This window comes from Pseudomonas sp. FSL R10-2189 (genome assembly GCF_009600325.1).
GTDB classification, from domain to species: Bacteria; Pseudomonadota; Gammaproteobacteria; order Pseudomonadales; family Pseudomonadaceae; genus Aquipseudomonas; species Aquipseudomonas helleri.
In genome coordinates this window covers 1-24,438 of sequence record NZ_WIVZ01000055.1, presented here as the reverse complement: position 1 = coordinate 24,438, position 24,438 = coordinate 1, and the positions used below count along the sequence as shown (strand labels likewise).

20 protein-coding genes are annotated in these 24,438 nt (G+C 60.7%); 11 read left to right on the top strand and 9 right to left on the bottom strand.

The window, feature by feature from the left end:
• Positions 1 to 107: 107 nt before the first annotated feature.
• The 5 genes from GHO32_RS24565 to GHO32_RS24545 all read right to left on the bottom strand — a co-directional run bounded on the left by GHO32_RS24565 (position 108) and on the right by GHO32_RS24545 (position 6,703).
• Entirely contained in the window at positions 108 to 896 is a 789-nt protein-coding gene (locus GHO32_RS24565; RefSeq protein WP_153338176.1) for an energy transducer TonB, read from the bottom strand.
• Positions 893 to 1,339, bottom strand: a complete 447-nt coding sequence (gene tolR, locus GHO32_RS24560; protein WP_153336612.1) for a protein TolR — start codon at positions 1,337 to 1,339, stop codon at positions 893 to 895. Before tolR ends, GHO32_RS24565 begins: the two co-directional genes overlap by 4 nt.
• Before the next feature lie 14 nt (positions 1,340 to 1,353).
• Positions 1,354 to 2,064, bottom strand: coding sequence for a protein TolQ (gene tolQ, locus GHO32_RS24555; RefSeq protein ID WP_048369042.1), 711 nt, complete (start codon positions 2,062 to 2,064; stop codon positions 1,354 to 1,356).
• Between the two features lie 51 nt (positions 2,065 to 2,115).
• Positions 2,116 to 4,023 (bottom strand): phytase, encoded by a 1,908-nt coding sequence (locus GHO32_RS24550; protein ID WP_153336610.1) that lies wholly within the window; start codon positions 4,021 to 4,023, stop codon positions 2,116 to 2,118.
• 145 nt (positions 4,024 to 4,168) lie between these two features.
• Positions 4,169 to 6,703 (bottom strand): TonB-dependent receptor, encoded by a 2,535-nt coding sequence (locus GHO32_RS24545; protein ID WP_153336609.1) that lies wholly within the window; start codon positions 6,701 to 6,703, stop codon positions 4,169 to 4,171.
• Between the two features lie 366 nt (positions 6,704 to 7,069).
• Here GHO32_RS24545 and GHO32_RS24540 point away from each other — a divergent pair, with 366 nt between their 5' ends.
• Positions 7,070 to 7,990 carry a GGDEF domain-containing protein gene (locus GHO32_RS24540; protein ID WP_153336608.1) on the top strand — a complete coding sequence of 307 codons (921 nt, stop codon included), beginning with the start codon at positions 7,070 to 7,072 and terminating at the stop codon, positions 7,988 to 7,990.
• Positions 7,987 to 9,021, top strand: coding sequence for an AraC family transcriptional regulator (locus GHO32_RS24535; protein ID WP_153336607.1), 1,035 nt, complete (start codon positions 7,987 to 7,989; stop codon positions 9,019 to 9,021). The genes GHO32_RS24540 and GHO32_RS24535 overlap by 4 nt, the downstream gene beginning before the upstream one ends.
• Before the next feature lie 76 nt (positions 9,022 to 9,097).
• On the opposite strand, the gene GHO32_RS24530 is transcribed toward GHO32_RS24535, so the two are convergent.
• On the bottom strand, positions 9,098 to 10,129 hold the full coding sequence (locus GHO32_RS24530) for an Ldh family oxidoreductase (protein WP_048369037.1): 1,032 nt from the start codon (positions 10,127 to 10,129) through the stop codon (positions 9,098 to 9,100).
• Between the two features lie 142 nt (positions 10,130 to 10,271).
• Between GHO32_RS24530 and GHO32_RS24525 the strand changes: the two genes are divergently transcribed.
• The 6 genes from GHO32_RS24525 (at position 10,272) to GHO32_RS24500 (ending at position 15,535) form a co-directional block, all read left to right on the top strand.
• Positions 10,272 to 11,147 (top strand): MurR/RpiR family transcriptional regulator, encoded by an 876-nt coding sequence (locus GHO32_RS24525; protein ID WP_048369036.1) that lies wholly within the window; start codon positions 10,272 to 10,274, stop codon positions 11,145 to 11,147.
• A 13-nt stretch (positions 11,148 to 11,160) separates the two neighbouring features.
• Positions 11,161 to 11,910, top strand: a complete 750-nt coding sequence (locus GHO32_RS24520; RefSeq protein ID WP_153336606.1) for a transporter substrate-binding domain-containing protein — start codon at positions 11,161 to 11,163, stop codon at positions 11,908 to 11,910.
• Between the two features lie 103 nt (positions 11,911 to 12,013).
• Positions 12,014 to 12,733 (top strand): ABC transporter permease, encoded by a 720-nt coding sequence (locus tag GHO32_RS24515; protein ID WP_123748720.1) that lies wholly within the window; start codon positions 12,014 to 12,016, stop codon positions 12,731 to 12,733.
• Complete coding sequence (locus tag GHO32_RS24510) at positions 12,730 to 13,440, top strand: ABC transporter permease (protein ID WP_153336605.1); 711 nt, start codon at positions 12,730 to 12,732, stop codon at positions 13,438 to 13,440. Before GHO32_RS24515 ends, GHO32_RS24510 begins: the two co-directional genes overlap by 4 nt.
• Positions 13,441 to 13,488: 48 nt before the next feature.
• Positions 13,489 to 14,730, top strand: a complete 1,242-nt coding sequence (locus GHO32_RS24505; RefSeq protein ID WP_153336604.1) for an FAD-binding oxidoreductase — start codon at positions 13,489 to 13,491, stop codon at positions 14,728 to 14,730.
• A 79-nt stretch (positions 14,731 to 14,809) separates the two neighbouring features.
• Positions 14,810 to 15,535: an amino acid ABC transporter ATP-binding protein gene (locus tag GHO32_RS24500; RefSeq protein WP_082148686.1), complete on the top strand. Its 726-nt coding sequence runs from the start codon at positions 14,810 to 14,812 to the stop codon at positions 15,533 to 15,535.
• A gap of 33 nt (positions 15,536 to 15,568) precedes the next feature.
• On the opposite strand, the gene GHO32_RS24495 is transcribed toward GHO32_RS24500, so the two are convergent.
• Positions 15,569 to 17,092 (bottom strand): MFS transporter, encoded by a 1,524-nt coding sequence (locus tag GHO32_RS24495; RefSeq protein WP_153336603.1) that lies wholly within the window; start codon positions 17,090 to 17,092, stop codon positions 15,569 to 15,571.
• A 125-nt stretch (positions 17,093 to 17,217) separates the two neighbouring features.
• On the opposite strand from GHO32_RS24495, the gene GHO32_RS24490 reads away from it, so the two are divergent.
• Positions 17,218 to 18,126, top strand: a complete 909-nt coding sequence (locus GHO32_RS24490) for a LysR family transcriptional regulator (protein ID WP_153336602.1) — start codon at positions 17,218 to 17,220, stop codon at positions 18,124 to 18,126.
• Between the two features lie 461 nt (positions 18,127 to 18,587).
• Here the strand turns inward: GHO32_RS24490 and GHO32_RS24485 are convergent, their stop codons facing one another.
• Positions 18,588 to 20,624, bottom strand: a complete 2,037-nt coding sequence (locus tag GHO32_RS24485) for an FAD-dependent oxidoreductase (protein WP_153336925.1) — start codon at positions 20,622 to 20,624, stop codon at positions 18,588 to 18,590.
• A 211-nt stretch (positions 20,625 to 20,835) separates the two neighbouring features.
• Here GHO32_RS24485 and GHO32_RS24480 point away from each other — a divergent pair, with 211 nt between their 5' ends.
• Entirely contained in the window at positions 20,836 to 21,966 is a 1,131-nt protein-coding gene (locus GHO32_RS24480; RefSeq protein ID WP_153336924.1) for a carbon-nitrogen hydrolase family protein, read from the top strand.
• Positions 21,967 to 21,970: 4 nt separating this feature from the next.
• Positions 21,971 to 23,011, top strand: coding sequence for an AraC family transcriptional regulator (locus GHO32_RS24475; protein ID WP_153336923.1), 1,041 nt, complete (start codon positions 21,971 to 21,973; stop codon positions 23,009 to 23,011).
• 241 nt (positions 23,012 to 23,252) lie between these two features.
• On the opposite strand, the gene GHO32_RS24470 is transcribed toward GHO32_RS24475, so the two are convergent.
• Positions 23,253 to 24,185 (bottom strand): DUF2242 domain-containing protein, encoded by a 933-nt coding sequence (locus tag GHO32_RS24470; RefSeq protein WP_153336922.1) that lies wholly within the window; start codon positions 24,183 to 24,185, stop codon positions 23,253 to 23,255.
• Positions 24,186 to 24,438 lie beyond the last annotated feature (253 nt).

Below are 24,438 nucleotides of genomic sequence, written 5' to 3'. Positions count from 1 at the left end.
TAATATCAGGGAAAAAGCTTCGTTAACTGTTCGCTATGTCTCCGAACAAAGTGTTCGCTATGTCCCCGGTCCATACAGGGAGAGGGCTGGGGTGAGGGGCATTTGATCTAGCGGATTTTATAGTGAAACGTATTGCGCACCCCCGGCACTGTCACTGCCTGACCATCGACGATGCGCGGCTGATAGCGAAACGTGGCCGCCGCCACCAATGACGGGCGAATAAACGCCGGGTGGCAGTCACCGATCACTTTGGGGCTTTCAACCTTGCCCTGCGGTGTCACCGAATACTCAACCGTGCAATCGCCCTCAATGCCTTTGTCCAGCGCACGCTGCGGGTAGTCCGGGGCCTGTTTGCTGATCGGCAAGTATTGCCGCACATCCGCCGCCGCGGCCGCCTGTTGCGCACGCCTGGCGTTATCCGCTGCCACCCGGGCTTGCTGCGCAGCCGCTTCAGCCGCCGCTTGCTGACGTTGCATCTCGGCCTGTTCGGCGCGTTGCTGCGCCATTTTTTGCTGCGCTTCTTGGAGCTGCTTTTGCTCCTCTACCCGCTTGCGCGCCAACGCCGCCTGTTCCAGTTTGCGTGCCTGTATCTGCGGGTCCGGCTTGACCACTTCGGGTTTGGTTTCGACCACCGGCGGCGGTACCACCACCGGCTGCGGTGCCGGTTCAGGCGGCGCCACCAGCGGCTCGGCGGGCATCATCACCAGGCGGGTTTTCAAGGTGCTCGGCGCGGGCGCGGCCATTTCGTGCTCCATGCTCCAGCCCAGCACTAAAAACGCAATCACCGCACTGTGCAGCGCAACCGTGACCGCCACCGCCTGGCTGTTGTGCCAGAGCCGGGTCCACGGTAGCGGCCGGGCCTCAACGTGCCCGGCACTCATCAACGCGGCACTCATTGCGGAGCCTCTGTGACCAGCCCCAGGTTGGTCACGCCGCCTTGTTGCAAGGCCGCCATGGCCTTGACCACGCTGCCGTAACCGGCGTCGTTGTCGGCTCGAATATACACCTGGGTGTCGCCGTCTTGCGCCACCACCTGGCCGATTTTGGCTTGCAACTCTTCAAGGCTGACGGCGCTGTCGGTCTGGTTTTTGGTGTCCAGTTCGCTGCCCAGGTTCCAGTAGTAACCGCCATCGGCCTTGACCGACAAGGTGAGGATTTTCTGCCGGGTGTCATTGGCCAACGCTTCACTGGCGACTTTGGGCAGGTCGATTTTGACGCCCTGGGTCAACATCGGCGCAGTCACCATAAAAATCACCAGCAGCACCAGCATCACGTCGATGTAAGGCACTACGTTCATTTCGGCCTTGGGCCCGTGTTTGCGCTGTGGTCGAGCAAGCATCTTCAAACTCCCTGTTAAGCGGCAGCGGCCATGTTCCGTGAACCTGCATGAAAGCCACGGTACAAGCGCATTTGCAGTTCATTGCCGAGGCTGTAATAGCGGGTCAGCAGGGTTTGCCCACGGGACGAGAAACGGTTGTAGGCGATGACCGCCGGGATCGCGGCAAACAAGCCAATCGCGGTGGCAATCAAGGCTTCGGCAATGCCTGGTGCCACGGTCGACAACGTGGCCTGTTGCACTTGGGACAAACCGATAAAGGAATTCATGATCCCCCACACGGTGCCGAACAGGCCGATATACGGGCTGACCGAGCCAACGGTGGCCAGAAATTGCAGGCCTTTTTCGAGGCGGATTTCCTGCTCGGTAATGGCCACGTACAGCGAGCGTTCAATGCCTTGCATCAGCCCGTCAGCATCAATGCCCGGCTGCTGGCGAAGCTGCGCGTATTCGCTGTAGGCCGCCACAAACACCTGCTCGGCACCGGCGTCCGGGTTGCTGGCGTCGCGGCTTTCACGGTACAGCGCGCCCAGGTCTCCCGGCGCCCGCAAGCGCTGGGTAAAGCTTTCAATGTCACGCTCGCTGCGGCGCAGGATGGCGCTACGACGCACGATCAAGAACCAGCTCAATACCGAGGCCGCGAGCAGTATCAACATCACGCCTTTCACCAGCAGGCTGGCATCGTTGATCAGCCCCCAAATGGTCATGTGTTCCATGGTTGCTTGCATGTTGTAACTCCTGATGACTGTTGATTTAAATACACCCCCCGTGTGACCGGGTTATGGCAGGTGCAAGGCCTTGGCCACGTCGCTCCACGGGATGTACTTGAAGTTCTGGGCTTGCTCGGGCATGCGCTTGCGGCCGTCTTGCACCACCAGCATGCCTTTGCTCCACGGCCCGCCGAGGTTGGCTGAGGTCACGTCGAGACCATCGGTTTCGGAGGTGCCGTCAATTCCGGCTTCGGCGTTCACGCCCACCCGGAAGGCACCGCGCAGGGCAAACGGCGGCTCGGCATCGACCACCACGTAGCTGTCATTGCCCTGGCTTGAGATCACCAGGTAGTTGTCTTTTTCGGTCTGGTACAGCGCCAACCCTTCGATGTCGTCATGCACCTGCTCACCGACCTTGATCACGCTGGTCAACGTGGCGGGCTGATCCGGGCGGGCATCCACGGCCCACACCGCCACATCTTCTTCGCCCAAAAACAGGCGTTGGCGCTGGTCATCGACGACGCAACCTTCAGGCTGGGTCGGCACCTTGAACTGGCGTACCAGTTCACCTTGCACCTGGTCACCCTTGGCAAACAGACGGTGCTGCACAAAGGTCCCGTCCTTGTCGTTGGCGAAGCTGTAGATCTCGCCCGACGGCGCCTTGAACAGGCAGAACCCGTAGATATCTTTGACCGGCGTGGCGATCTCGCCCACGGCTTTCAACTCGCCAGACTCGCGATCAATGCTGAACACGCTCAAGCTGTTGTGATCTCGATTGGTGGCGACCGCCAGGTCAACGGTGCGCGATCCCAAGGTGAACCCCGAGCGCACATCGACGTTGTTCAGGCGCCCTACCGGCAAGTGCTGCACGCGCTTGCCTTGCAAGTCGTACACCTCAAGCCCTTGCTGTTTGTTGGTGCCCAGCAGGCGGCTCTGCGCCGGATTTTTGGGGTTGACCCAAATCGCCGGGTCGTCGGCGGCATCACCCTGGCTCATCACCACGTCGGTCTGCACCAGCGGCTTGACCACCGCCAGCACGGGCGGCAGAGCCACCGGCGTGGCTTTCCAGTTGAGGGTGCCTTCGAACAGACGATTGGTCGCGCCGTCCTGCACCAGCACATCCAGCCCTATGGCGGTTTCACGCAGGGCCAGATGCTCAGGCTCGGTCACACCGTCAAGCGCCAGGCTGGCCACCGGCGACCAGCGCTTGCCTTGCTGCTGATAGAGGTTCAATTGCACGGCTTCGGGGTCCAGCCCGAGCAAGCCACCAGGCACCACGGCCATGGCGCCTGCGGCCTTTTTGACGTTGCCGAAGGGCTCGACGATGGCCACCGGCAAGCGCTCAACGTCAGACTCGGCATGGGCCGGGTAAGCCCACCAGCCGACGTTCTCTTCATTGACGAACAATTGCTGCGCCGCATCCTCAACCTGGCAGAACTTGGCTTGCGGCGGCATTGGCAAGTTGCGCACCAACAGCGGTGCGGCCAGTTGTTTGCTGCCCGCCGCCACCAGCCATTGCTCACCCTTGCCCTCTTCACCCACGGTAAACAGGTACAGATTGCTCGCCTGATCGCGGTACAGGCACACGCCATTTACCGCGTAGTCGCGTTTGGGCAGGTACGTCGGTGTTTGCCACTCGCGGGTTTTCGGGTCCAGGCTGAACAACGCGACTTGCTGCCTGGCCTTGTCCTGGCTGGCCACCAGTACGTTGTCGCCCAGCGGGCGGCTGTCGAGCCCGGCGAACGAACCGGCAATCTGGCTCAGGGTTTTGCCTTGCGCATCGAGCAGCAGCACGCCGTCGCGCTTGCTCACGGCCAGGCGATCATCGCCTGTGGGCAGGTAACTCAGCGCCTGGGCTTTGCCCGTGCCCCAGGGTTGCAGGGTTGGCGCGGTGATTTGCGCCGCCTGTGCGCTGCCTGCTGCCAGGCATACCAGCAAAGGTAAAAGCCGCGGTGGGTGTTTGAACAAAAGAAACATGGATATACCGTCCGTTGAAGCCGTATCTGTAGCCGCTGCCGCAGGCTGCGATGGGTTGCGCAGCGACCCCGCTCTTGCTCGAAAGCGAAGGTCCTGCGGCCCTTATCGCAGCCAACGGCCGCGGCTACAGAAAACGTCCAATGCTTTAGAAATGGGTGAAGGTCAGGCCTACAGAGTAGGTTGGGCCGTACTCTTCGTACTGGTTGTTGTAGCGGCTGTTGCCGCTGTAGACGAAGTACGGCTGGTCGGTCAGGTTCTGCGCGTCAAAGCTCACTTGCAGGTTTTTGGTCAGCGAGTAACGCGCGCTGAAGTCCACAAAGGTCTGCGCAGCCACATGGGTGTCGTGGGCTTTGTCGTTGACCCCGGCCAGTTCATAGAGGTAGGCCGATTTGTAGTTGGCTGACAGACGCACGCTGAGCTTGTCGTCTTCCCAGCCGAGCATCAGGTTGCCGACGGTGTTGGACTGGCTCGGCAAGTCGATGTCGCGCTTGAGGGTTTGCCCGGACGCGGCGTCGTAGCCTTTAATGCTGGCGTTGGAGCGGCTGAAAGTGGTGTTCGCGCCGACAATCACGCCGTTCCAGGGCGCAGGCAACCAGTCGAATTTCTGCGAGTAGGCCAGCTCCAGCCCGTATAGCTTGGCGTTGTCACCGTTGGCATAAGAATGCGCCTCGGTGAAGTCGCGCCACGCGCCCGTACCGGCCAGGTCATTGTTGTAGACGAAGTTTTTGATGTCTTTGTAAAACAGGAACGCCGACACCGTACCGGCTTGCCCCATGAAGTGCTCAATGCCCAGGTCGAAGTTGCTCGACTCCAGCGGTTTGAGGTTCGGGTTGCCGAATTCAGCCTTGTCATCCTCGATCACAAAGCCCGGCGCCAATTGGCCGAAGGTCGGGCGCACCACGGCGTTGGTCCAGGCGGCACGCACCTGGGTGTTTTTCGCCAACTGGTAACGCGCATGCAGGCCCGGCAACCAGTGGTGGTAGTCGCGTTTGGTGTTCTGGGCTTCATACACACCGTTGCGGATGCCCGTGCCCTTAGCGTCGAACTCGGTGCCTTCGTAGCGCAGACCGGTGATAAAGCGCCAGTCGTCGATGTCTACGGTGTTCATCAGGTACGCCGAGTTGATGTCTTCGTGCAGGGTGAAGTCGTTCACCCGCGAATCCTGCTCGTTGTAGAACTTGTCGCGGTTCAGCCCGCCGATCAGATCTTTGATCGCCCCTGCGCTGATGCCCGGACCATAACGGCCGAGGGAGTAATCCAGCTCGCCCTTGCTGAAGCGGTCGAGGTTCAACTGGTCATCGCTGAAGCCCAACTTAGAGAAGTTTTTGTAGGTCCAGGCTTCGGTGTCGTTGTCCTTGCTGCGACGGCTGACTTTGCCGCCGAACTTGAACTGCGAGGCGTAGCCGTCCACGTCGTAATCGCGCGCCAGGTCGAGGCGGATGTTCTTTTCTTTGTCTTTGGTGATTTCTTTCTTCACGTCGACTTTGTCGAGGATGAAGTTGGCCGGGTCATAGAAGCCCGCGCCGATGATCGGCCGGGGCTTTTCCGAGTCGTACCAGCCGCTGTCGGGGAAGCTTGAAATGCTTTTGAAAGTCGCCCCGGCAATGCCCGCCGGGCTGTCTTCGCTGGACTCGCTGTAACCGGCCTGCCCGCTCAGGGTCCACAGGCCCATGCTGCGCTCGCCGCCGAACACGTAAGACTGGATTTCCTGGGTCTCGTCGCGCTGTTTGAGTTTGCGCTTGGCTTTGGCCTTGCCCAATTCGCCTTCGGCTTGCGGGTTGGCGTATTCAATCGCGTCCGAGTTGCGGATCTCGCTGTCTTTGAAGCGGCTGTACAGCGTACGCAGGTAGAGTTTGGTGTCGTCGTCGGGCTTGTAGTCGAAGTTCAGACCGCCGCCTGAGCGCTCGCGACTGATGTCGTACACCCGCTGCTCGAAGCTGTTGAGCTTGGCACCGTCGGTAAAGTCCCAGGCACCGGCTGTTTCGACGTTATCCGAGCCAAAATCGCGCTTGTTCCAGCTCAGGGCTGCCGCCACACCGAAGTTGTCGATGCCGTCGCCAAGGCTGAAGCGATCACTGATGGCGCCCGACACTTTGGGGCTGGTCTGGTGGGTGTTCTTGTTGTAACCGGCCTGGGTGGTGGCGGTGTAGAACAGGCCGTCGTGGTCAAAGGCCGACAGGCTTTGCACGTCGACCGTGCCGCCCAGCGAGTTGGCGTCCATGTCCGGGGTCAGGGTTTTGATCACCGACAGCGACTGCACCAGTTCAGAGGGCAACACGTCGAGGGCAACAGCGCGGCGTTTGCTTTCAGGGGACGGCACCAGCGTGCCGTTGATGGTCACGCTGTTCAGGTCCGGGCCCAAACCACGCACGCTGACGAAGCGGCCTTCGCCCTGATCGCGCTCAATGCTGATGCCCGGCAGGCGCTGTACCGCTTCGGCAACGTTGGCGTCCGGCAGCTGCGCGACGCCATCGGCGTGCACCACGCTTTGGATAGTGTCCGAATTGCGTTGCTGCTTGAGCGCCTTGTCCAGGCTCACGGCCTGCCCGACCACTTCAACGTGTTCAGTGGCACCGGCGACCGAAGCCTCGGCGGCGCTCAAGCGTTCGCTGGCAATGGCCATGGCCAATGCACTGAACGTAAAGCCTACCCATTGCGTCTTGCTGCGACCCTTGTACATGTTTGCTCTCCCCCAAATTCGCGCTTAAGGCCAGGCAAATGGCCCGACAACTTGGGAGCGAACGCTAGGGGTGCTCAATGACAGTGCCGTGACAGTGCTAAGCACACACCCCGGAAATAGAGGCTTTTAGGGGGGTAATCCGCGCCGGATGAGCTGATTTGACCTGAATCGGACCACCGCACTGTAGGAGCGAGCTTGCTCGCGAGCTTTTAAAGATCAAAAGATCGCGAGCAAGCTCGCTCCTACACAGTGGGTATCCCACGATTTTGGACAGGACCCTTGAGCTGATTCGACCCTCACACCTCGTAACATCGCTGTCACAGAGCTCTGTTCTGCTGGCCTGCATTACGTTTGGGTAGACCCGTCATGACTTGGCTCAACATCCTTAAGCACCATCGCTGGAAACTCGGGCTGCTGGTTCTGGCCGCTAATATCGGCGTGTTGCTGAACCTGGCGTTCGGCACGCCCAAGGCCTTTCACGAATGGCAGTGGCTGGACATCATCGGCGAAGGCGGCACCGCGCTGTTTGTGCTGCTGTGGCTGGTGCTGGTGCTTAAAAGCCGCCCCACAGGACGGGTCACCAATTACCTGTCGATCGGCCTGTGCTGCATCTTCTTTTCCTGGTGGATGGACGTTCTCGACGAATTTATCCGCCTGCCCAAACACCTTGGCTGGAACCACTGGCTGGAATCCGGGCCGATGCCAGTCGGGATGGTTCTGCTAACCATCGGCCTGTACCACTGGCACCGTGAACAGCAAGCCATCAACCAGCAGATGGAAAAGCGCGAACGCATTTTTCGCGAGCATCGCCTGTTCGACAAACTCACCCCGCTGGGCGGTGCCGATTACCTCAAGCGTCAGGTCAGCGACTGCATGGCGCAGAGCCTTGAGCAGCAACAACCGCTGTCGTTACTTGCACTGGACATCGACGATTTCGCCTCGCTCAATCAGCACTATGGCCACGCGGAAGGCGACGCGGTGCTGCAAGCCTTGAGTCAGCTGTTGCTGCTCAATCTACGCCGCCACGACCTGCTCTGCCGCCTGGCCGGCGACCGCTTTGTGGTGCTGCTGCCAAACACCGGCGAAAGCCAGGCTCGGGTGCTGGCACTGGAGCTGCAACAGGCCGTGCAGAGCCTGGCGCACAAAACCCGCCAGCATGGCGAGCGGGTCTATTTGTCGGCCAGCACGGCGGTGGTCATGGCCTTCAACGAAGCCCCCGATGAATTGCTCAAACGCTTGAATCTCGCCCTGGCGCGGGCCAAACCGGTACGGAGCAAACGGGCATGAGCCTCGACAGCCGCTGGTATGAAGCCGACACGCGCTTTATACCCGGGCACTACCAACCCGCAACCCTGATTGACCTGGCGTTGTCCCGCGACATCGACAGCCATCGGCTGCTGCGCGGCACCGGCTTGTTCTATGACGACATCGTCGGCGGCAATACGCGCCTGAGCCCACAACAGTTCTTCGGCCTGATCGCCAATGCCCAGCGCTTGCTGGGGGCCGATGACAGCAGCTTTCTGTTCGGTCAACGCTTGTTGCCGGGCCACTACGGCCCGGCCAGCCATGCCCTGCAACAGGCGCAAAATCTGCATCAGGCGCTGGAAACCGTCATCCACCATCGGGCGCTGCTCAGCCCTTTGCTGACGCCACGGCTGTTGCTGGATGAGCGCTACGCGTATGTGTATTGGCTCGACAGTTGCGGCGCCCAAGAGCAATTGCGCTTTGTCCAGGAAGCCAGCATGACCGCCTTCAAATCCATGAGCCAATGGCTCAGCGGCGAGCGCTTGCCGTGGGAGTGCAGCTTCAGCTACCCCGAGCCACGCTACGTGGAGCAGTACTGGGTGCACTTGGGCGAAAACACCCAGTTCGGGGGCCAGCTTGACCTGATGCGCCTGCCCCGCGAATACCTGACCCGTCCATGGCCGAATGCCTCGGCGATTGCCCGGCAAGTCGCGCACCAGCAAGCGCAAAGCCAACTGCACGACCTTGGCTTCAGCGCCAGCCTGCTTGACCGGTTGTATGTGCACCTGCGCGATCAGGCGCAACGCGCCCCTGGCCTGGAAGAAGTGGCCCAGCATTTTGCGATGAGCCAGGCCACCCTCAAGCGCAAACTAAACAAACACGGCACGCACTTTCAGGCCCAGCAAGACCAGGCGCGCAAACACGTGGCGCTGTACCTGTATCAGATCAAGGGGTTCAGCAACGAGGCGGTGGCCGAATACTTGAACTTCAACGACCCGGCCAACTTCCGCCGTGCGCTGAAACGCTGGACCGGGTGCACACCGAATTTGATCCGAAAATTCATGACCTTGTAGGAGTTGCCGCAGGCTGCGATCTTTTGAGCTTAAAAAGATCGCAGCCTGCGGCAACTCCTACAGGATGAGGGTGGGGTTATTCAGCCAATGCGCGCAGTTTGGCCAATTCTTCTACGCCCAACGGAATGCCGGCTTCCAGGGACTTGGCGCGTTCGATAAAGCGTCGGTCACCCGGCATGCGTTCAAGGCCCACGGCGTGCATCTGCCGTACCAGTTCGGCGCTGCGCTGGGCGAAGCTGTTACCGCCGGATTTGCTCGGGTCAATCACGATCAGCAACTGGCCGGTCCACGGGGTTTGCGCGCCAGGGTGTTTTTTCCAGTCGAATTCAAACGAGAAGTTGCCACCCGTCAACGCCGCCGCCAGCAACTCGACCATCATCGACAGCGCCGAGCCTTTGTGACCACCAAACGGCAGTAAGGCGCCACCGTCGAGGATGGCTTTAGGGTCTTCAGTTGGCTCGCCCTGTTTGTCGACACCCATGCCCGCTGGCAACAAGTGACCTTTGCGCGCAGCGATCTGTACGTCGCCATGGGCAATGGCGCTGGTGGCCAGGTCGAAAACGATAGGGCTGGCGCCTTCACGGGGCGCCGCGAAGGCGATCGGGTTGGTGCCAAACAACGGTTTTTGCGCACCGTGGGGCACAACGCAGGTCATGCTGTTGACCACGCTCAAGGCCACCAGACCTTCTTCGGCAAACGGCTCAACATCGGGCCACAACGCCGCGAAGTGGTGCGAATTGCGAATCGCCAGCACGGCAATCCCGGCGCTGCGGGCCTTTTCAACCAGCAGCTCGCGGGCCGCCGCCAGAGCCGGTTGCGCAAAACCATTGGCGGCGTCCACACGGATAAAACCGGAGGCCACGTCTTCAACCTTGGGGACGGCCTGGCCATCGACCCAGTTGCTCGCCAGCGACGCCAGATACCCCGGAATGCGGAACACCCCGTGGCTGTATGAACCGTCGCGCTGAGCCCGGGCACAGTTGTCGGCCAGCACCTGCGCCACGGCACGGGAGGTGCCGTGACGCTCAAAAATCTGTTGCAGCAAAGCGGTCAGTTCGCTCAGTGAAAGCGACTCGGTGGCCGATGTGGCGGTGACGGGCTGGGACATTAGGGGGCTCCGATCTCGTTGTTATTGTCGAGTTATGACGGTAAAGCACTATCCTGCGATGACAGTTCTCTGTCAATTCTTGACTTAATGACAGAAAACATTCACTTTCTGCAACGCGCTGAAACAAGAACAGGAAGCAGCCGTGAGTCAGTCCATTAAACAACGCCTTGAAAGCAGTCTGTCTACCGCCGCGCCTTCGGGCCGGGCGATTGCCAGTTATATGCTGGCGAACCTCTACGAGCTGCCGTTTCAGACCGCCGCCGACATTGCCGCCAAGCTGGGTGTCAGCGAGTCCAGCGTTGGGCGCTTCTGCCGTGCGCTGGGTTACAGCCATTTCAAAGAACTGAAAAACGATCTCAAGGACGACCTCGGCGATGGCCCGTGGCTGGTCGGAGATCGCCTGCAAGAATTCCGCCAGCAATCGAGCCAAAGCCCGCAGGCATTGCCGCGCAGCTTTGAACTGGAAGTCGCAGCCCTGGTCAAGGTTTACGAATACAGCCTCACCCCCGCCTGGCAGACCGTCAGCCAGCGCCTGGCGACCCGGCGCAAAGTGTTTGTCGCGGGGTTCCAGACCGAGCGCGGCATCGCCGCCTCCATGGTGCATTTGCTGCAATACCTGCGTGATGGCGTGCAGTTGGTCGATGGCGCTGCCGGGCATTACGCCGATGTGTTGCTGTGCCCGGCCGACGATTGCGCGCTGGTGGTGTTTGAAGCCCGCCGGTATTCGCGCCACGCCCAGCAACTGTGCCGCAAAGCGCGCGAAGCGGGCATCCCGGTCACGCTGGTGACCGACACTTTTTGCGACTGGGCCGATGCCTGCGCCGATGAAGTGTTTCGCGTACCGACCGAATTCAATCTGTTCTGGGAATCCACCGCAGCCATGCTGTCGCTGGTGCACCTGCTCATCAATGAAGTGTGCAAACAACTGGGGCCTGACGTTGAGAAGCGTCTTGAGGCAACCGCGGCCTTACACAATGAGTTCGTGGGTTACACATCCTCACCCGGATCAAAACAATAAAACGAGGTGCTAGATGAACAACGTCCTTCGCTTTGCCAGTGCTTGTGCAATGGTGTTCGCGGTCGCGGCCAACGCCCAGGCCGACAAACTGATCATCGCCACAGAAGGCGCTTACCCACCATTCAACTACGTTGATTCGGACAACAAACTGCACGGCTTCGACGTCGATATCACCGAAGAGCTGTGCAAGCGCATGGACGCCCAGTGCACCATCGTCGCCCAGGACTGGGACGGCATCATTGCCGGTTTGATGGCCAAGAAGTACGACGCCATTGTCGCCTCGATGATCGTCAACGAAGAACGCAAAAAGAAAATTGCGTTCACCAACCACTACTACCGCACCCCGCTGTCCATCGCCGTGGCCAAAGACTCGACCATCACCGATGCCCAGTCTGACTTCGCCGGCAAGACCGTGGGCGCCCAAAGCGCGGCCACGCAAAGCCTGTACGCCGAGTCCCACTACAAAAAAGCCGACATCAAACTGTACCCGACCCTGGATGAAGCCAACAGCGAACTGGCCAACGAGCGGGTTGATGTGGTGATCGCCGACAAATTTCCGCTGCTGGAGTGGGTCAATAAAACCGGCAAGGACTGCTGCAAAATCATTGGCGACGTAGACGGCACCCTGGACGACGCCGCCATTGCCGTGCGCAAAAACGATGACGCCCTGCGTGAACGCTTCAACAAGGCGCTGGATGAAATCGTCGCCGACGGCACCTATAAAAAGATCTCCAGCAAGTACTTCGACTTCGACATCTACTAAGTCTTTCGCCCTCGGTTGAGGGCTTCCCTGCCGATGAGCCTGCCCTGCGCACCCATGGTGCGCAGTGGCTGAAATTCGCCTTTTTTTGACCGGGGACTCGAGCATGCTCGAACAACTTTCACTTCTCTCATTTGCCAGTGGCGGCTGGGGCTCAGCGCTACTGGCCGGCTCGCTGGTGACCATTGCCCTGGCCTTGAGCTGCCTGCCCATCGGTTTGCCGCTGGGGCTGCTGGTGGCCGTTGCCGCGCGCTCGAAAAACCGTTGGATGCGCGCGTGGGCCACGACCTTTTCCACGGTGTTCCGTGGTTTGCCGGAACTGCTGACGCTGCTGATCATTTACTACGGCTGCCAGATCGCCGCGCAAAAAATCCTTGAGGCCATGGGCTATGACGTGCAGTTCACGATCAATACCTTTGTTGCCGCCATGATTGCCTTCAGCCTGGTGTTTGCCGCGTTCTCCAGCGAGATCTGGCTGGGTGCGTTCAAGACCATCCCTAAAGGGCAATACGAAGCCGCCTCGGCGCTGGGCCTGTCGAAGTTCACTACCTTTCGCAAAGTGCTGCTGCCGCAACTGGCACGCATCGCCCTGCCCGGCCTGTCGAACAACTGGCTGTCGCTGCTCAAGGACACCTCGCTGGTCTCAACCATCGCCCTGGTCGACCTGATGCGCCAAACCAACCTGGCGGTCAGCGTGACCAAAGACCCGATGCTGTTCTACACCGTTGCGTGCTTTATCTACCTGTTTTTCTCGGCGATTTCCGGGCGTCTGTTCGCCTTTATGGAACGCTACTTCAACCGCCACATACGGAGCGTGCAGTCATGAGCCTGGCGGATCTGCAAAACTTGATTCTCGACCCCGAATTACTCGAACGCTACGCCCCGCGCTTTATTGACGGGCTGCTGGTGACCGCCAAGCTGGTGGCGATTTCATTCACCCTCGGCGCGTTGCTGGGCTTGTTGATTGCGCTGGGGCGCTTGTCCAGCAATCGTCTGCTGCGCAATTTCACCGGCGCCTACGTGTACTTCTTCCGAGGCTCGCCGCTGCTGGCGCAGTTGTTCTTGCTGTATTACGGCCTCGGCTCGTTCAAGGGCTTTTGGCAAGACATCGGCCTGTGGTGGTTCTTCCGCGATGCCTGGCTGTGCACCCTGCTGGCCTTTACCTTGAACACGGCGGCGTACCAGGCCGAGATTCTGCGCGGCAGCATCATGTCGGTAGCCCAAGGCCAGCGCGAAGCGTGCAAGGCACTGAACCTGTCGCGCTGGACGACGTTTCGCAAGGTCATCCTGCCGCAGTCGCTGCTGGTGGCCATCGGCCCGCTGGGCAACGAGCTGATTTTGATGATCAAGGCCAGCGCCATCGCCTCCCTGGTGACCATCTATGACCTGATGGGCGTGACCAAAATGGTCTTTGCCCGCACGTTCGATTTCCAGGTGTACCTGTGGGCCGCCGTGCTGTACCTGCTGATCGTCGAGATCGTGCGCCGTACCCTCAAATTTATCGAAGGCCGCCTCAGCCGCCATCTGCAGTAAGCCTATTGTTCGGGCTGCACACATGGCCCCTGTTTTAAGGATTTGTTTATGCATTGCGACACTCTCGTTCTGGGGGCCGGCATTGTCGGCGTCAGTACCGCGTTGCAACTCCAGGCCCGCGGACGCAACGTAGTCTTGCTTGACCGCGACCAACCGGGCAGCGGCACCAGCCACGGCAATGCCGGGCTGATCGAGCGCGCCAGCGTGATCCCGTATTCGTTCCCGCGTGAGCTCTCCCGTTTGCTCCGTTACGGGCTCAATCAGCAACCCGATGTGCGTTACAGCCTCAAGCACCTGCCCAAAGCCGGGCCGTGGTTGATGCAGTACTGGCAGCAGTCCGGCAGCAAAGGCCTGGCCAAAGCCACTGAGGCAATGCTGCCGCTGATTGAAAAGTGCGTAAGTGAGCACGACCTGCTTGCAGAACCTGCGGGCATGACCGGGCTGATTCAGGACAGCGGCTGGGTCGAGGTGTACCGCACCGCGGCAGACTTCGACAAAGCCCAGCGTGACGCGGCGGCCCTGGGTCGGTTCAAGCTCAACTACCGCGTACTCGACAAGCAACAGGTGCATGCCCTTGAACCGGGCCTGCACAGCGACGTGCTGGGCGGCATTCACTGGCTCGACCCCAAGACCGTCAGCGACCCCGGCGGCTTGACCCGCGGTTACGCCGAACTGTTTGTCCAGCGCGGCGGCCGCTTTGTGATCGGCGACGCCAACAGCTTGCGGGCGACCGCCGGGCAATGGCAGGTCGACAGCCAAAAAGGCCTGATCGTGGCCAATGAAGTGGTGGTTGCATTGGGTCCGCAGGCCCGAGGGATTTTCGAGCCGCTGGGCTATCGCATCCCCTTGGCGATCAAGCGTGGTTACCACATGCACTACGCCGCCAAAGACGGCCACACCATGCAGCACCCGATCCTCGATTCAATCGGCGGTTACGTGTTGGCGCCCATGGTTGGCGGTATTCGCCTGACCACCGGCATCGAATTTGCCGACAGCGATGACCCGATCAATGAAATCCAGCTGCGCCGCTGTGAAGAACGCGCCCAACGCCTGTATCCGCTCGGCCCGCGTGTCGATGCCGAGCCGTGGCTGGGGCGCCGCCCGTGCCTGCCGGACATGTGCCCGGTGATCGGCCCGGCCAGTCGGCACAAAGGCTTGTGGTTCAACTTTGGGCATGCCCACCACGGCCTCACCCTGGGCCCGGTCAGCGGGCGCCTGCTGGCAGAAATGATGACCGGCGAAACACCTTTTACCGACCCGACTCCCTACAGCGCCGAGCGCTTTAACTGATCGTTGGAGACACACTATGCAAGCTCATTCTGCTTACGTTCATAACCCCGTGTCGCCATCGACTGACACCCGCAAGGTGGTGGTGGATATCTCGGGCCTGAACAAGTACTACAGCGCGTTCCATGTACTCAAAGGCATCGACCTGAAAGTGCACGAAGGCGAGCGTATCGTCCTGTGCGGCCCGTCCGGCTCGGGCAAATCGACCTTGATCCGCTGCATCAACCGCCTCGAAATCGCTGAAAAAGGCCAGATCCTGGTCAACAGCACCGACCTGTCACAGCCCAGCCGTGAAGCGGCCAAAGTGCGCAGCGAAATCGGCATGGTGTTCCAGCACTTCAACCTGTTCCCGCACATGAGCGTGCTCGACAACTGCATTCTGGCGCCGATGTCGGTACGCGGATTGCCGCGTAAAAAAGCCGTGGAACTGGCCCAGCACTTTCTGGAAAAAGTCGGCATTGCCAGCCAGGCCGACAAATACCCGAGCCAGCTCTCTGGTGGCCAGCAACAGCGCGTGGCGATTGCCCGGGCGCTGTGTATGGAGCCCAAGATCATGTTGTTTGATGAACCGACCTCGGCCCTGGACCCGGAAATGGTCAGCGAAGTGCTGGACGTGATGGTCAAACTGGCCGGCAGCGGCATGACCATGTTGTGCGTGACCCACGAAATGGGCTTTGCCCGGCAAGTGGCCGAGCGGGTGTTGTTTCTCGATGGCGGCATGATCATCGAAGACTCCCCGCCCGAAGACTTCTTCAACGCCCCGAAAAGCCCGAGGGCCAAAGCCTTCCTTGCGCAGATCGTGCATTGATCTTCTGTAGTCGCTGCCGCAGGACCTTCGCTTTTATTCAGAAGCGGGAGTGCTGCGCACCCCATCGCAGCCTGCGGCAGCGGCTACAGGGTTTTGGCGCAAAAACCACAGGATCAGCAGGGCAACGGCCACGGTCAGGGCGGCCAGCCCGTAAAGCAGCACCTGAAACGCTTGCAAGTAGGCCGCGCCCAGCACGGCCTGTTCCAGCCCTTGGGCCACACCCGCGGCCTGGCTCAGGTCGCCCGTTGCAAGGTACTGCGCCGCCCCCGCGCTTTGGCTGGGCAAATGGCGTTGAATCAATACCGCCAGCAGCGCGCTGACAATCGCCAACGAAATCCCCTCGCCCGCAACACGGGTGGTGCCGAAGATACCGGTGGCCATGCCCGCACGCTCCTTGGGCACGACGCTCACCGACAACCCGTCCATCAAACCCCACGGCAACCCCGTACCGATGCCGATCACCAGCAGCGGGACAACCCACTCTAAGGTCGGCTGATTGATCCCCACCCGGCTCAGCAGCAACAACCCGGCCGCCGCGATCAACAAACCCGCTGCCGACAACACCCGCGCCGAGGCCCAGTGGGTCAACACGCCTGCCAGATAGGGCACGATCAGCATCGGCGCCGACAAGGCAATCATCAGCAACCCGGTGTCGGTTGCACTGCGCTCTTCGATGCCAATCAAACGGACCGGCAGCAACACCAGCAGCACCACAAAACAAAAACAGGTGGCCATCGGCAGCAATTGCACGCCGACAAAACGCGGGTAACGGAACAGTGACAGGTCGAGCATAGGCCGCGCCACTCGGCGTTCAATCCGCACAAACGCCAATACGCATACCAGCGCCCCAAGCAACATGCCGATGACCGGCGCGCTGTTCCAGCCGGTGCTCGGCACCAGCAATATGCCCCAGGTAAACAGCACCAGTGCGGCGGTAAAACTCACGGTGCCTTTACCGTCCAGCTTGCTGGCGTGCGGGTCTTTGGACTCGTGCATCATCGGGATCGCCATCAGCAATGCCAGCCCGCCGATTAACGCGCCTGAGACAAACACCGCGCGCCAGCCGATATGCTCGATCAGCACCCCGGCCAGAATCGGCCCCAGCGCCAGACCGACGCCAAAGCTGGTGCCCAACAGGCTGAATGCCTTGGTCTGACTGCGCCCTTCGAACGTATTGGCCAAGGCCGCACTGCCGCCCGCCAAGGCCGCGGCGGCGCCGACACCTTGTAAAGCGCGCAGCCCGTCCAGCCAGACAATGTTCGGCGCCAAGCCCAGGGCCAACGACGCCAGGACAAACACGCCAACGCCCGACACAAACATGCGTTTACGCCCATAGCGATCCGCCAGGGTGCCGGCGGCCATCAACAAACTGCCAAAACTCAACATAAAGGCGTTGGTGATCCAGGTCAGCGCCAGCGGCCCGGCGCCCAGATCAAGGCCAATGGCGGGCGTGGCCAGCGCACCACCGGAAAAACTTAGCGGCAGAATCAGCGCCGCCGTGCAGACGGCGAGCAAGGTCCAGCCAGCGGACACGCTGGGTGTGCGATCAAGACTCATGGGAAACGCTCCGGCCAGATGGCCCAGCAAAAGAAGGTTCGACGAGGATAAAAGCGATCCAATCGGATAAAAACAGGCTATAAATCCGCTCTAACCCAACCAAAACTCCTTAATAAAGGCAGCACATGGAAAGTTTGAGTGGTCTGAATGCGTTCGTGATTGCCGCCAGACTGGGCAGTTACGTGGCCGCCGCCGAGCGGCTGGGGATTTCGGCTTCAGCCGTTGGCAAGAGCGTGGCGCGCCTGGAAGACGGGCTCGGCGTGCGCCTGTTCAATCGCAGCACCCGACGCTTGAGCCTGACCGAGGGCGGCACGCTGTTTTTTGAGCGTTGCAGCAAGATCCTCGATGAACTGGAAGAAGCCGAGGCCGAACTGCACTCATCGCGGGATGCACCACGCGGTCGCTTGCGCGTGAGCCTGCCCGCGATTGGCTACCGCATGTTGCTGCCAATACTCAGTGAGTTCACCCGGCGCTACCCCGAGATCGAGCTGGACATGGACTTCAGCGACCGCATGGTCGATGTGATTGGCGAAGGCATGGACGCGGTGATCCGCAGCGGCGACTTTGCCGACTCGCGCCTCAAGAGCAAGCCGCTGGGCACCTTCCACTTTGTGCTGGTCGGCGCACCGGACTATTTTGCCCGCCAGGGTGTACCGCAGACGCCTCACGACTTGAAGCGGCACGTGTGCCTGCGCTACCGGTTCCCCAGCAATGGCCAGTTGCAGGAATGGACCTTCACCCGCGACGAGGACGACAGCCTGTGGAAGCGCTCAACCCCGCTGGTGTTCAACAATCTGGAAGCATTGATCAGCGCCGCTACGGGCGGTTTTGGCCTGGCTTACGTGCCCGACTTTGCCGTACGCCAGGCGTTGCAGAGCCAGCAATTGGTCGCCGTGCTGGCCGATCACATCAGCGCCCACGGGCGATTTTCGGTGCTGTGGCCCAGCAGCCGCCACTTGCTACCGAAGTTGCGCGTGTTCGTCGACTTCCTGGCCGAACACATGACCTTGGACGCACGCCCCAAGCACCCGTAGGAGGGGCCGCCCCATCTTCGACGCCGCGCTGTCGCGCAGCAAACAGGACAGCGAGTATCTTCGGCGCCCCCCAATCGGTTCCCTCTCCTTCGGGAGAGGGCTAGGGTGAGGGGGCTTTGGCTTTTATGTACATATCCATTGCTGCGGCAACGGCCACTTAGGGTTCCGGCCTTACGCCGCGTCACTTTGAAAGCGCAAAGTAACCAAACGCTTTTTGCCCCAACCCCTCGGTGCCTCGCTGAGGCTCGGCATGCCCTCACCACAGGCCTTGCTCCGTGGGCCCGCCGCGATCGGCCATCCCTGGCCGTGTCGCGGCTAACCCGGCGTCCTGCCGGGTTACCCACTGCGCAACACCTGCGTTCGGCCAGCGTGGTTTAACGGGGCCTCTTAGATCAAGATCACAAGCCAGATCAAGATCAATAGCTCGCGAGCAAGCCCGCTCCCACAGGATGCTGTGCTTCTTAGAGCTGTGCCGCCAGTCGCGAGCCCTGGTTGATCGCGCGCTTGGCATCCAGTTCGGCGGCCACGTCGGCGCCACCGATCAAGTGCACGCTCTGGCCGGCAGCCAGCAGGCCATCCTGCAGTTCGCGCAAAGGGTCTTGCCCGGCGCAGATCACGATGTTGTCGACGGGCAGCACCTGCGGCTCGCCTTCGCCAATGCGGATATGCAGACCATCGTTGTCGATGCTCAGGTACTCCACGCTGTTAAGCATTTGCACGTGTTTGTTCTTCAAACCGGCACGGTGGATCCAGCCGGTGGTTTTGCCCAGGCCGTCACCCACTTTGCTGGCTTTGCGCTGCAACAGGTACACCTGACGCGCCGGGGCATGTACCTCGGGTTTGATCCCGGCCACACCGCCGCGTGCCTCAAGACGGCTATCAATGCCCCACTCGCGCCAAAACGCTTCGCGGTTCTGGCTGGTGGCCTCGCCCTCTTGCACCAGGAACTCGGACACGTCAAAGCCAATACCGCCCGCACCGATCACTGCGACGCTGGCACCCACCGGCTTGCGCTGCAGAATCACGTCCAGGTAGCTGAGCACTTTAGGGTGGCCGACCCCAGGAATCGCCGGGGTACGCGGGGCAATGCCGGTGGCCAGGATGATTTCGTCAAATTCGCCCGCCACCAGTTGCTGCACATCCACGCGGGTATTGAGCCGCAGCTCAACGCCGGTGGTGCGCAGTTTGTGCGAGAAGTAACGCAGGGTTTCGTAGAACTCTTCTTTTCCCGGCACGCGCTTGGCCACATTGAACTGGCCGCCGATTTCACTGGCCGAGTCAAACAGCGCGACCTGATGCCCGCGTTCAGCGGCTACCGTGGCCGCCGAGAGCCCCGCAGGCCCGGCACCGACCACAGCGATTTTCTTCACGGCAATGGTCGGCAGGTAGTTGAGTTCGGTTTCGTGGCAGGCCCGCGGGTTGACCAGGCAACTGGTCAGCTTGCCGCCGAAGGTGTGGTCCAGACACGCCTGATTGCAGCCAATGCAGGTGTTGATTTCGTCGCTGCGACCGGCGGCGGCTTTGTTGACGAACTCCGGGTCGGCCAGAAACGGGCGCGCCATGGAGACCATGTCGGCATCCCCTTCGGCAAGGATCTGCTCGGCGATTTCGGGCGTGTTGATGCGGTTGGTGGTGATCAGCGGCACGCTGACCGAACCCCGCAGCTTGGCGGTGACTTTGCTGAACGCGCCGCGTGGCACTTTGGTGGCGATGGTCGGAATGCGCGCTTCGTGCCAGCCGATCCCGGTGTTGATCAGGGTCACGCCAGCCTGCTCCACGGCCTTGGCCAGTTGCACGATTTCTTCCCAATCGCTGCCACCGGCCACCAGATCGAGCATCGACAGGCGATAAATGATGATGAAGTTCGGCCCTACCGCTTCACGGGTGCGGCGCACGATTTCAAGCGCCAGGCGCATGCGGTTTTCGTAGCTGCCGCCCCAGCGGTCGGTACGATGGTTGGTCTGGGCGGCAAGGAACTGGTTAATCAAATAACCTTCGGAGCCCATGATCTCAACGCCGTCATAACCGGCACTTTGCGCCAGTTGGGCGCAGGTCACGAAATCGCTGATCTGCTTCTCAATGCCCGCTTCATCCAGCTCTTTGGGGGTAAACGGGTTGATCGGCGCCTGAATGGCGCTCGGCGCGACTTGTCGCGGGCTGTAGGCGTAGCGCCCGGCGTGAAGGATCTGCAAGCAGATCTTGCCGCCTTCGGCGTGTACGGCCCGGGTCACGACCAGATGCTTCTCCGCCTCTTCAGCCGTGCTCAGCTTGGCCGCCCCGCTGTACACCCCGCCCTCGTCGTTGGGCGCAATACCGCCAGTGACCATCAGGCCGACGCCCCCTTTGGCCCGCTCGGCAAAATAGGCGGCCATGCGCTCAAACCCGCCCGGCTGCTCTTCAAGGCCGGTGTGCATCGAGCCCATCAGGGTGCGGTTACGCAGAGTGGTAAAGCCCAGATCCAGCGGGGCGAGCAAATGGGGGTAGTGGGAGGCGGTCATCAGGAATGCTCCGTTACAGGCTAAATCACGGAAAGCGAGGTGCTCTTTGGCCCTCGTCGGTTGTGTCTGGCACAGTAAAGGCACTCCCGGGCCCGCTCAATGACCCAAAATGACAAACTCCTAACCTTAATGCGCAGCCCCCCTTGGCAAGCCGGGCTGAGCGACCTACCCTAGTCGACGAATTCTGCACACGGTTACCGCTTTAGTTCTCATGCGTAAATTATTTACTTGTACCTTATTGACCGCCCTGGTCGCCGCTGGCGCAGGCTACGGATACTGGACCGGACAACGCCCGGCCAGTCATTACTTGTCTGATCTGCGGGTGGAATTGGCCATCAATGAGGGCGTTGATCAGGGCCGTGGCAATCTGCTGGGCATCGAGCCCGACCTGTCGCCGCGCGACTTTCAAAGCCTGGACCTGGTGCGTTTGAAGCTCGCTGCGTACTTGAACAGCGCGCGCAATGACGGGCTGCTCAACGATAAAACAGTGGTGGTGCTGCCTGAGCACATCGGCAGTTGGCTGGTGTTTGAGGGTGAGAAGAACGAGCTGTACCAGGCCGCCAATTTGAATGAAGCCATGCACATGCTGGTACTCAGCCACCCGCTGGCCTTTGCCAATGCCTGGCTGCGCGCAGATGGCGACAGCCGGACCAACGATGCGCATCTGCGCATGAAGGCCCGTTCGATGGCGCGCGATTACCAGAGCCTGTTTGGCGGCCTGGCCAAAGAATTTGGCGTCACGTTGGTGGCTGGCAGCATCGCCCTGCCCGACCCGCGCATTGAGGATGGCAAGCTGGTGCCGGGCAATGGCCCGCTGTACAACAGCAGCGTGGTGTTTGGCCGTGATGGCGCGCCGCTGGGGACACCCCAGCGCCAGTTGCTACCGACCTACGAAGAGCAGAGCTATATCCAGCCAAGCCCCGATCATCAGTTGAATGTGGTCGACACCCCCGCCGGGCGCCTGGGCATTTTGATTGGCAGTGACAGCTGGTACCCCGAGCACTACCGAACCTTGAACGAGCACGGCGCGCAAATGATCGCAGTGCCGGCGTTCATCATGGGTAAAAACACGTGGGAGCAACCGTGGGGCGGCTACAAAAGTGTGTTGACGCCCAGCGAGATCAGCCTCAAGCCCGGCGAAGTGTCCGAAGGTGAAGCCTGGCACCGCCTGACGCTGACCAGCAGCGTGCCCAGCAGCACAGCCGAAGCGGGCGTCACGGTGTTTCTGCGTGGCAAGTTCTGGGACAAGCGCAGCTCCGGGCATGGCTTTATCAGCCGCGACGGTAAAACCAGCGCCAATAACACCGGCGATGGTGCCCGCTTGTTGAACGTGTGGCTGTAAGACCATGAAACCGCTGCCGATGCGTTTGGGTGACCTTTCTGTCGGATTTGTCGATTCCTTGGCCGAGGCCATCCGCAGCCACGGCCATGACCCGCAGCCGCTGCTGGATCAATACGGGCTCGACCCGGCCAGATTGGCGCAGCCTTCGGCGCGCTTGTCGATCCCGCGCTATATGCGTTTAGGGCATGCCGCGATCGCGCTCACCGGCGACCCGGCACTGGGCTTGCGCATGGGCCATTTGAGCCGTTTACCCCAAGCGGGTCTGGCCGGAGTTACTGCGGCCCAGGCCCCGACGGTGCGTGAAGCGGCCCGCACCCTCACCCGTTTTGAACCGTTGTACGGCTCCAACTATCGCGGCCAGTCGAGCCTGCACGAAGATGCTCAGGGCGCCTGGTTGCGGTTTTACTCCATCAGCCCCTATAACGCCTACAACCGCTTTGTGGTGGACTCGATCATCGCGGGCTGGCTGCAACAGCTGTCGTCGGTGGCCAATCAAGCTTTGCGCTGCGAGCAGGTTGATATTGAGTTCAGCGAGCCGGAATACGCCGAGCACTACCGCTCATTGAGCGAGGCGACGGTGAACTTTCGTGCCGAGACCAATCAGATCCGCCTGAGCCACGCGACCCTGGATCTGCGCAACCCTGTGCACTGCCCGAGCACCTGGGCAAGCCTGTTGCAGGTGTGTGAGCGTGAACTGGAACACCTGACCCGCACCCGCAGCCTGCGCGAACGCATCACGCAATTGTTGGGGCCTTTGCTCAATGGTGGCCGGGAACCGGATCTGGAAGAAGTGGCAGCACGTTTGAAGCTACCGACCTGGACCTTACGTCGCAAGCTGGCAGAAGAAGGCACGCAGTTTCGCGCGATTTTGAATGACACGCGGCGGGATCTGGCGATGACCTATATCCGTGACACGGAACTGGCTTTTGGCGAGATTGCCTATTTGTTGGGGTTTGCTTCAGCCGAGGCGTTTCAGAGGGCTTTCAAGCGCTGGAACGCGGAGACTCCAGGAGAGTTCCGTCGTCGCCAGCGTCAATTGGCCTGATTCAAAGCTCAGTCGCGTCGTCAGCAGACTCTGGGGAGTCCAACTCCGAGGCCTGGTACTCGAGCAGTTCTTCTTGATAGTCGTCCATGGTTGCATCCTCTTTAAAGCCTGTTGGTTCACGTCATGCCTGAGTGGCGCTGGTTGAGCTTAAGGCGCGCGCATGAAGGTTAAATGACACCTTCGCGGGCCTGTCCAGCACTGACTTTAAACGTAGCAGACCTCAGAAATTTTGTGCAACCCTTTATTGTGCCGACGCAGGCTCTAGCACGGCGGGTACAGCAGGCTTTAGCGACTCGGCTGGCGGCGTGACGGGGGACGTTGGCGCCGGGGCAACCGGTTCTGTGGTTTTCTCTGAAGGTGTTTCAACAGATTTCTCTGCGGCAGGCGGAGTGACCGCCGCCGGAGTGACTGGCGTTTCAATCGGCACGATCGGCTGCAAGTCTGCAGGCGGCGCTACGGGCTTGGAGCTTGTGGCTTCTCCCGCAGGCTCAGCAGCAGGCTTTGGCGCAGGTTCAGGGGCCGCAGGCGTTGCAGGAGCAGCCGGAACCACTGCCGGCGCGACAGGCGCGGCCTGTGGCTTTACAGCGGCTTCAGGCACACCCAGTTCAGCCTTGGGCTTGTCATCGGCTTGGGTCGCTTTTTTCGCATCCTTGGGCAAGAACACTTCAACCAACGAGAAATAGCGGTCATAGAAATCCGGGGACGACACGGTTTCACTGGCCACTTTGACCATCGAGTCGTCGGACGAACCGATCGGCATCGACACAGACCCCAGCACACCCACCCCGAGGCTGGCCGAGTTATTCACTTTTTTCAGTGCATAACGGTCGAGCAAGGCGTTGGCGAACATGGTGGCGTGGTGCGCCGAGCCACCGTCGTCGGCACACACCACGTTAAAGCTGATTTCCAGATGGCTTTCGCCACTTTGCTGAAAGCTCTTGTGGCCGCTGATCATTTTCGGATCGTTGCTGGTGATGATGTAGCCCTGGCTCAGCAATGCACGGCGCGCGGCTTCGCAAGAGACCTTGTCACTCACCGGGTAATTGCGCGAGAACGTGCCTGAGTCATCGAAGCTTTCATGATCGTAAATCGTCGGCTTATTCGATGAACAACCTGCGAGGCCGGCCAGACACAAGGCAACTACCGCGGTACGCAAGGAGAAGGACATGGGCATTAACGATCCTGAGGAAAACGGTACGGGGCGTATTGTGCATCAGATCGCGTTTTTCGCGCGCGGTTTGATTGCGTGTCGCCGCTGACGAGGTACAGGTGCGAAGGAATCGCAGGCATAAAAAAAGCGACCCTAAGGTCGCTTTCTTTGTAGCTTCAGAGAGTTCAAGGGCTCTGAGGCGAATATGGCGCAGCGGACGGGACTCGAACCCGCGACCCCCGGCGTGACAGGCCGGTATTCTAACCGACTGAACTAC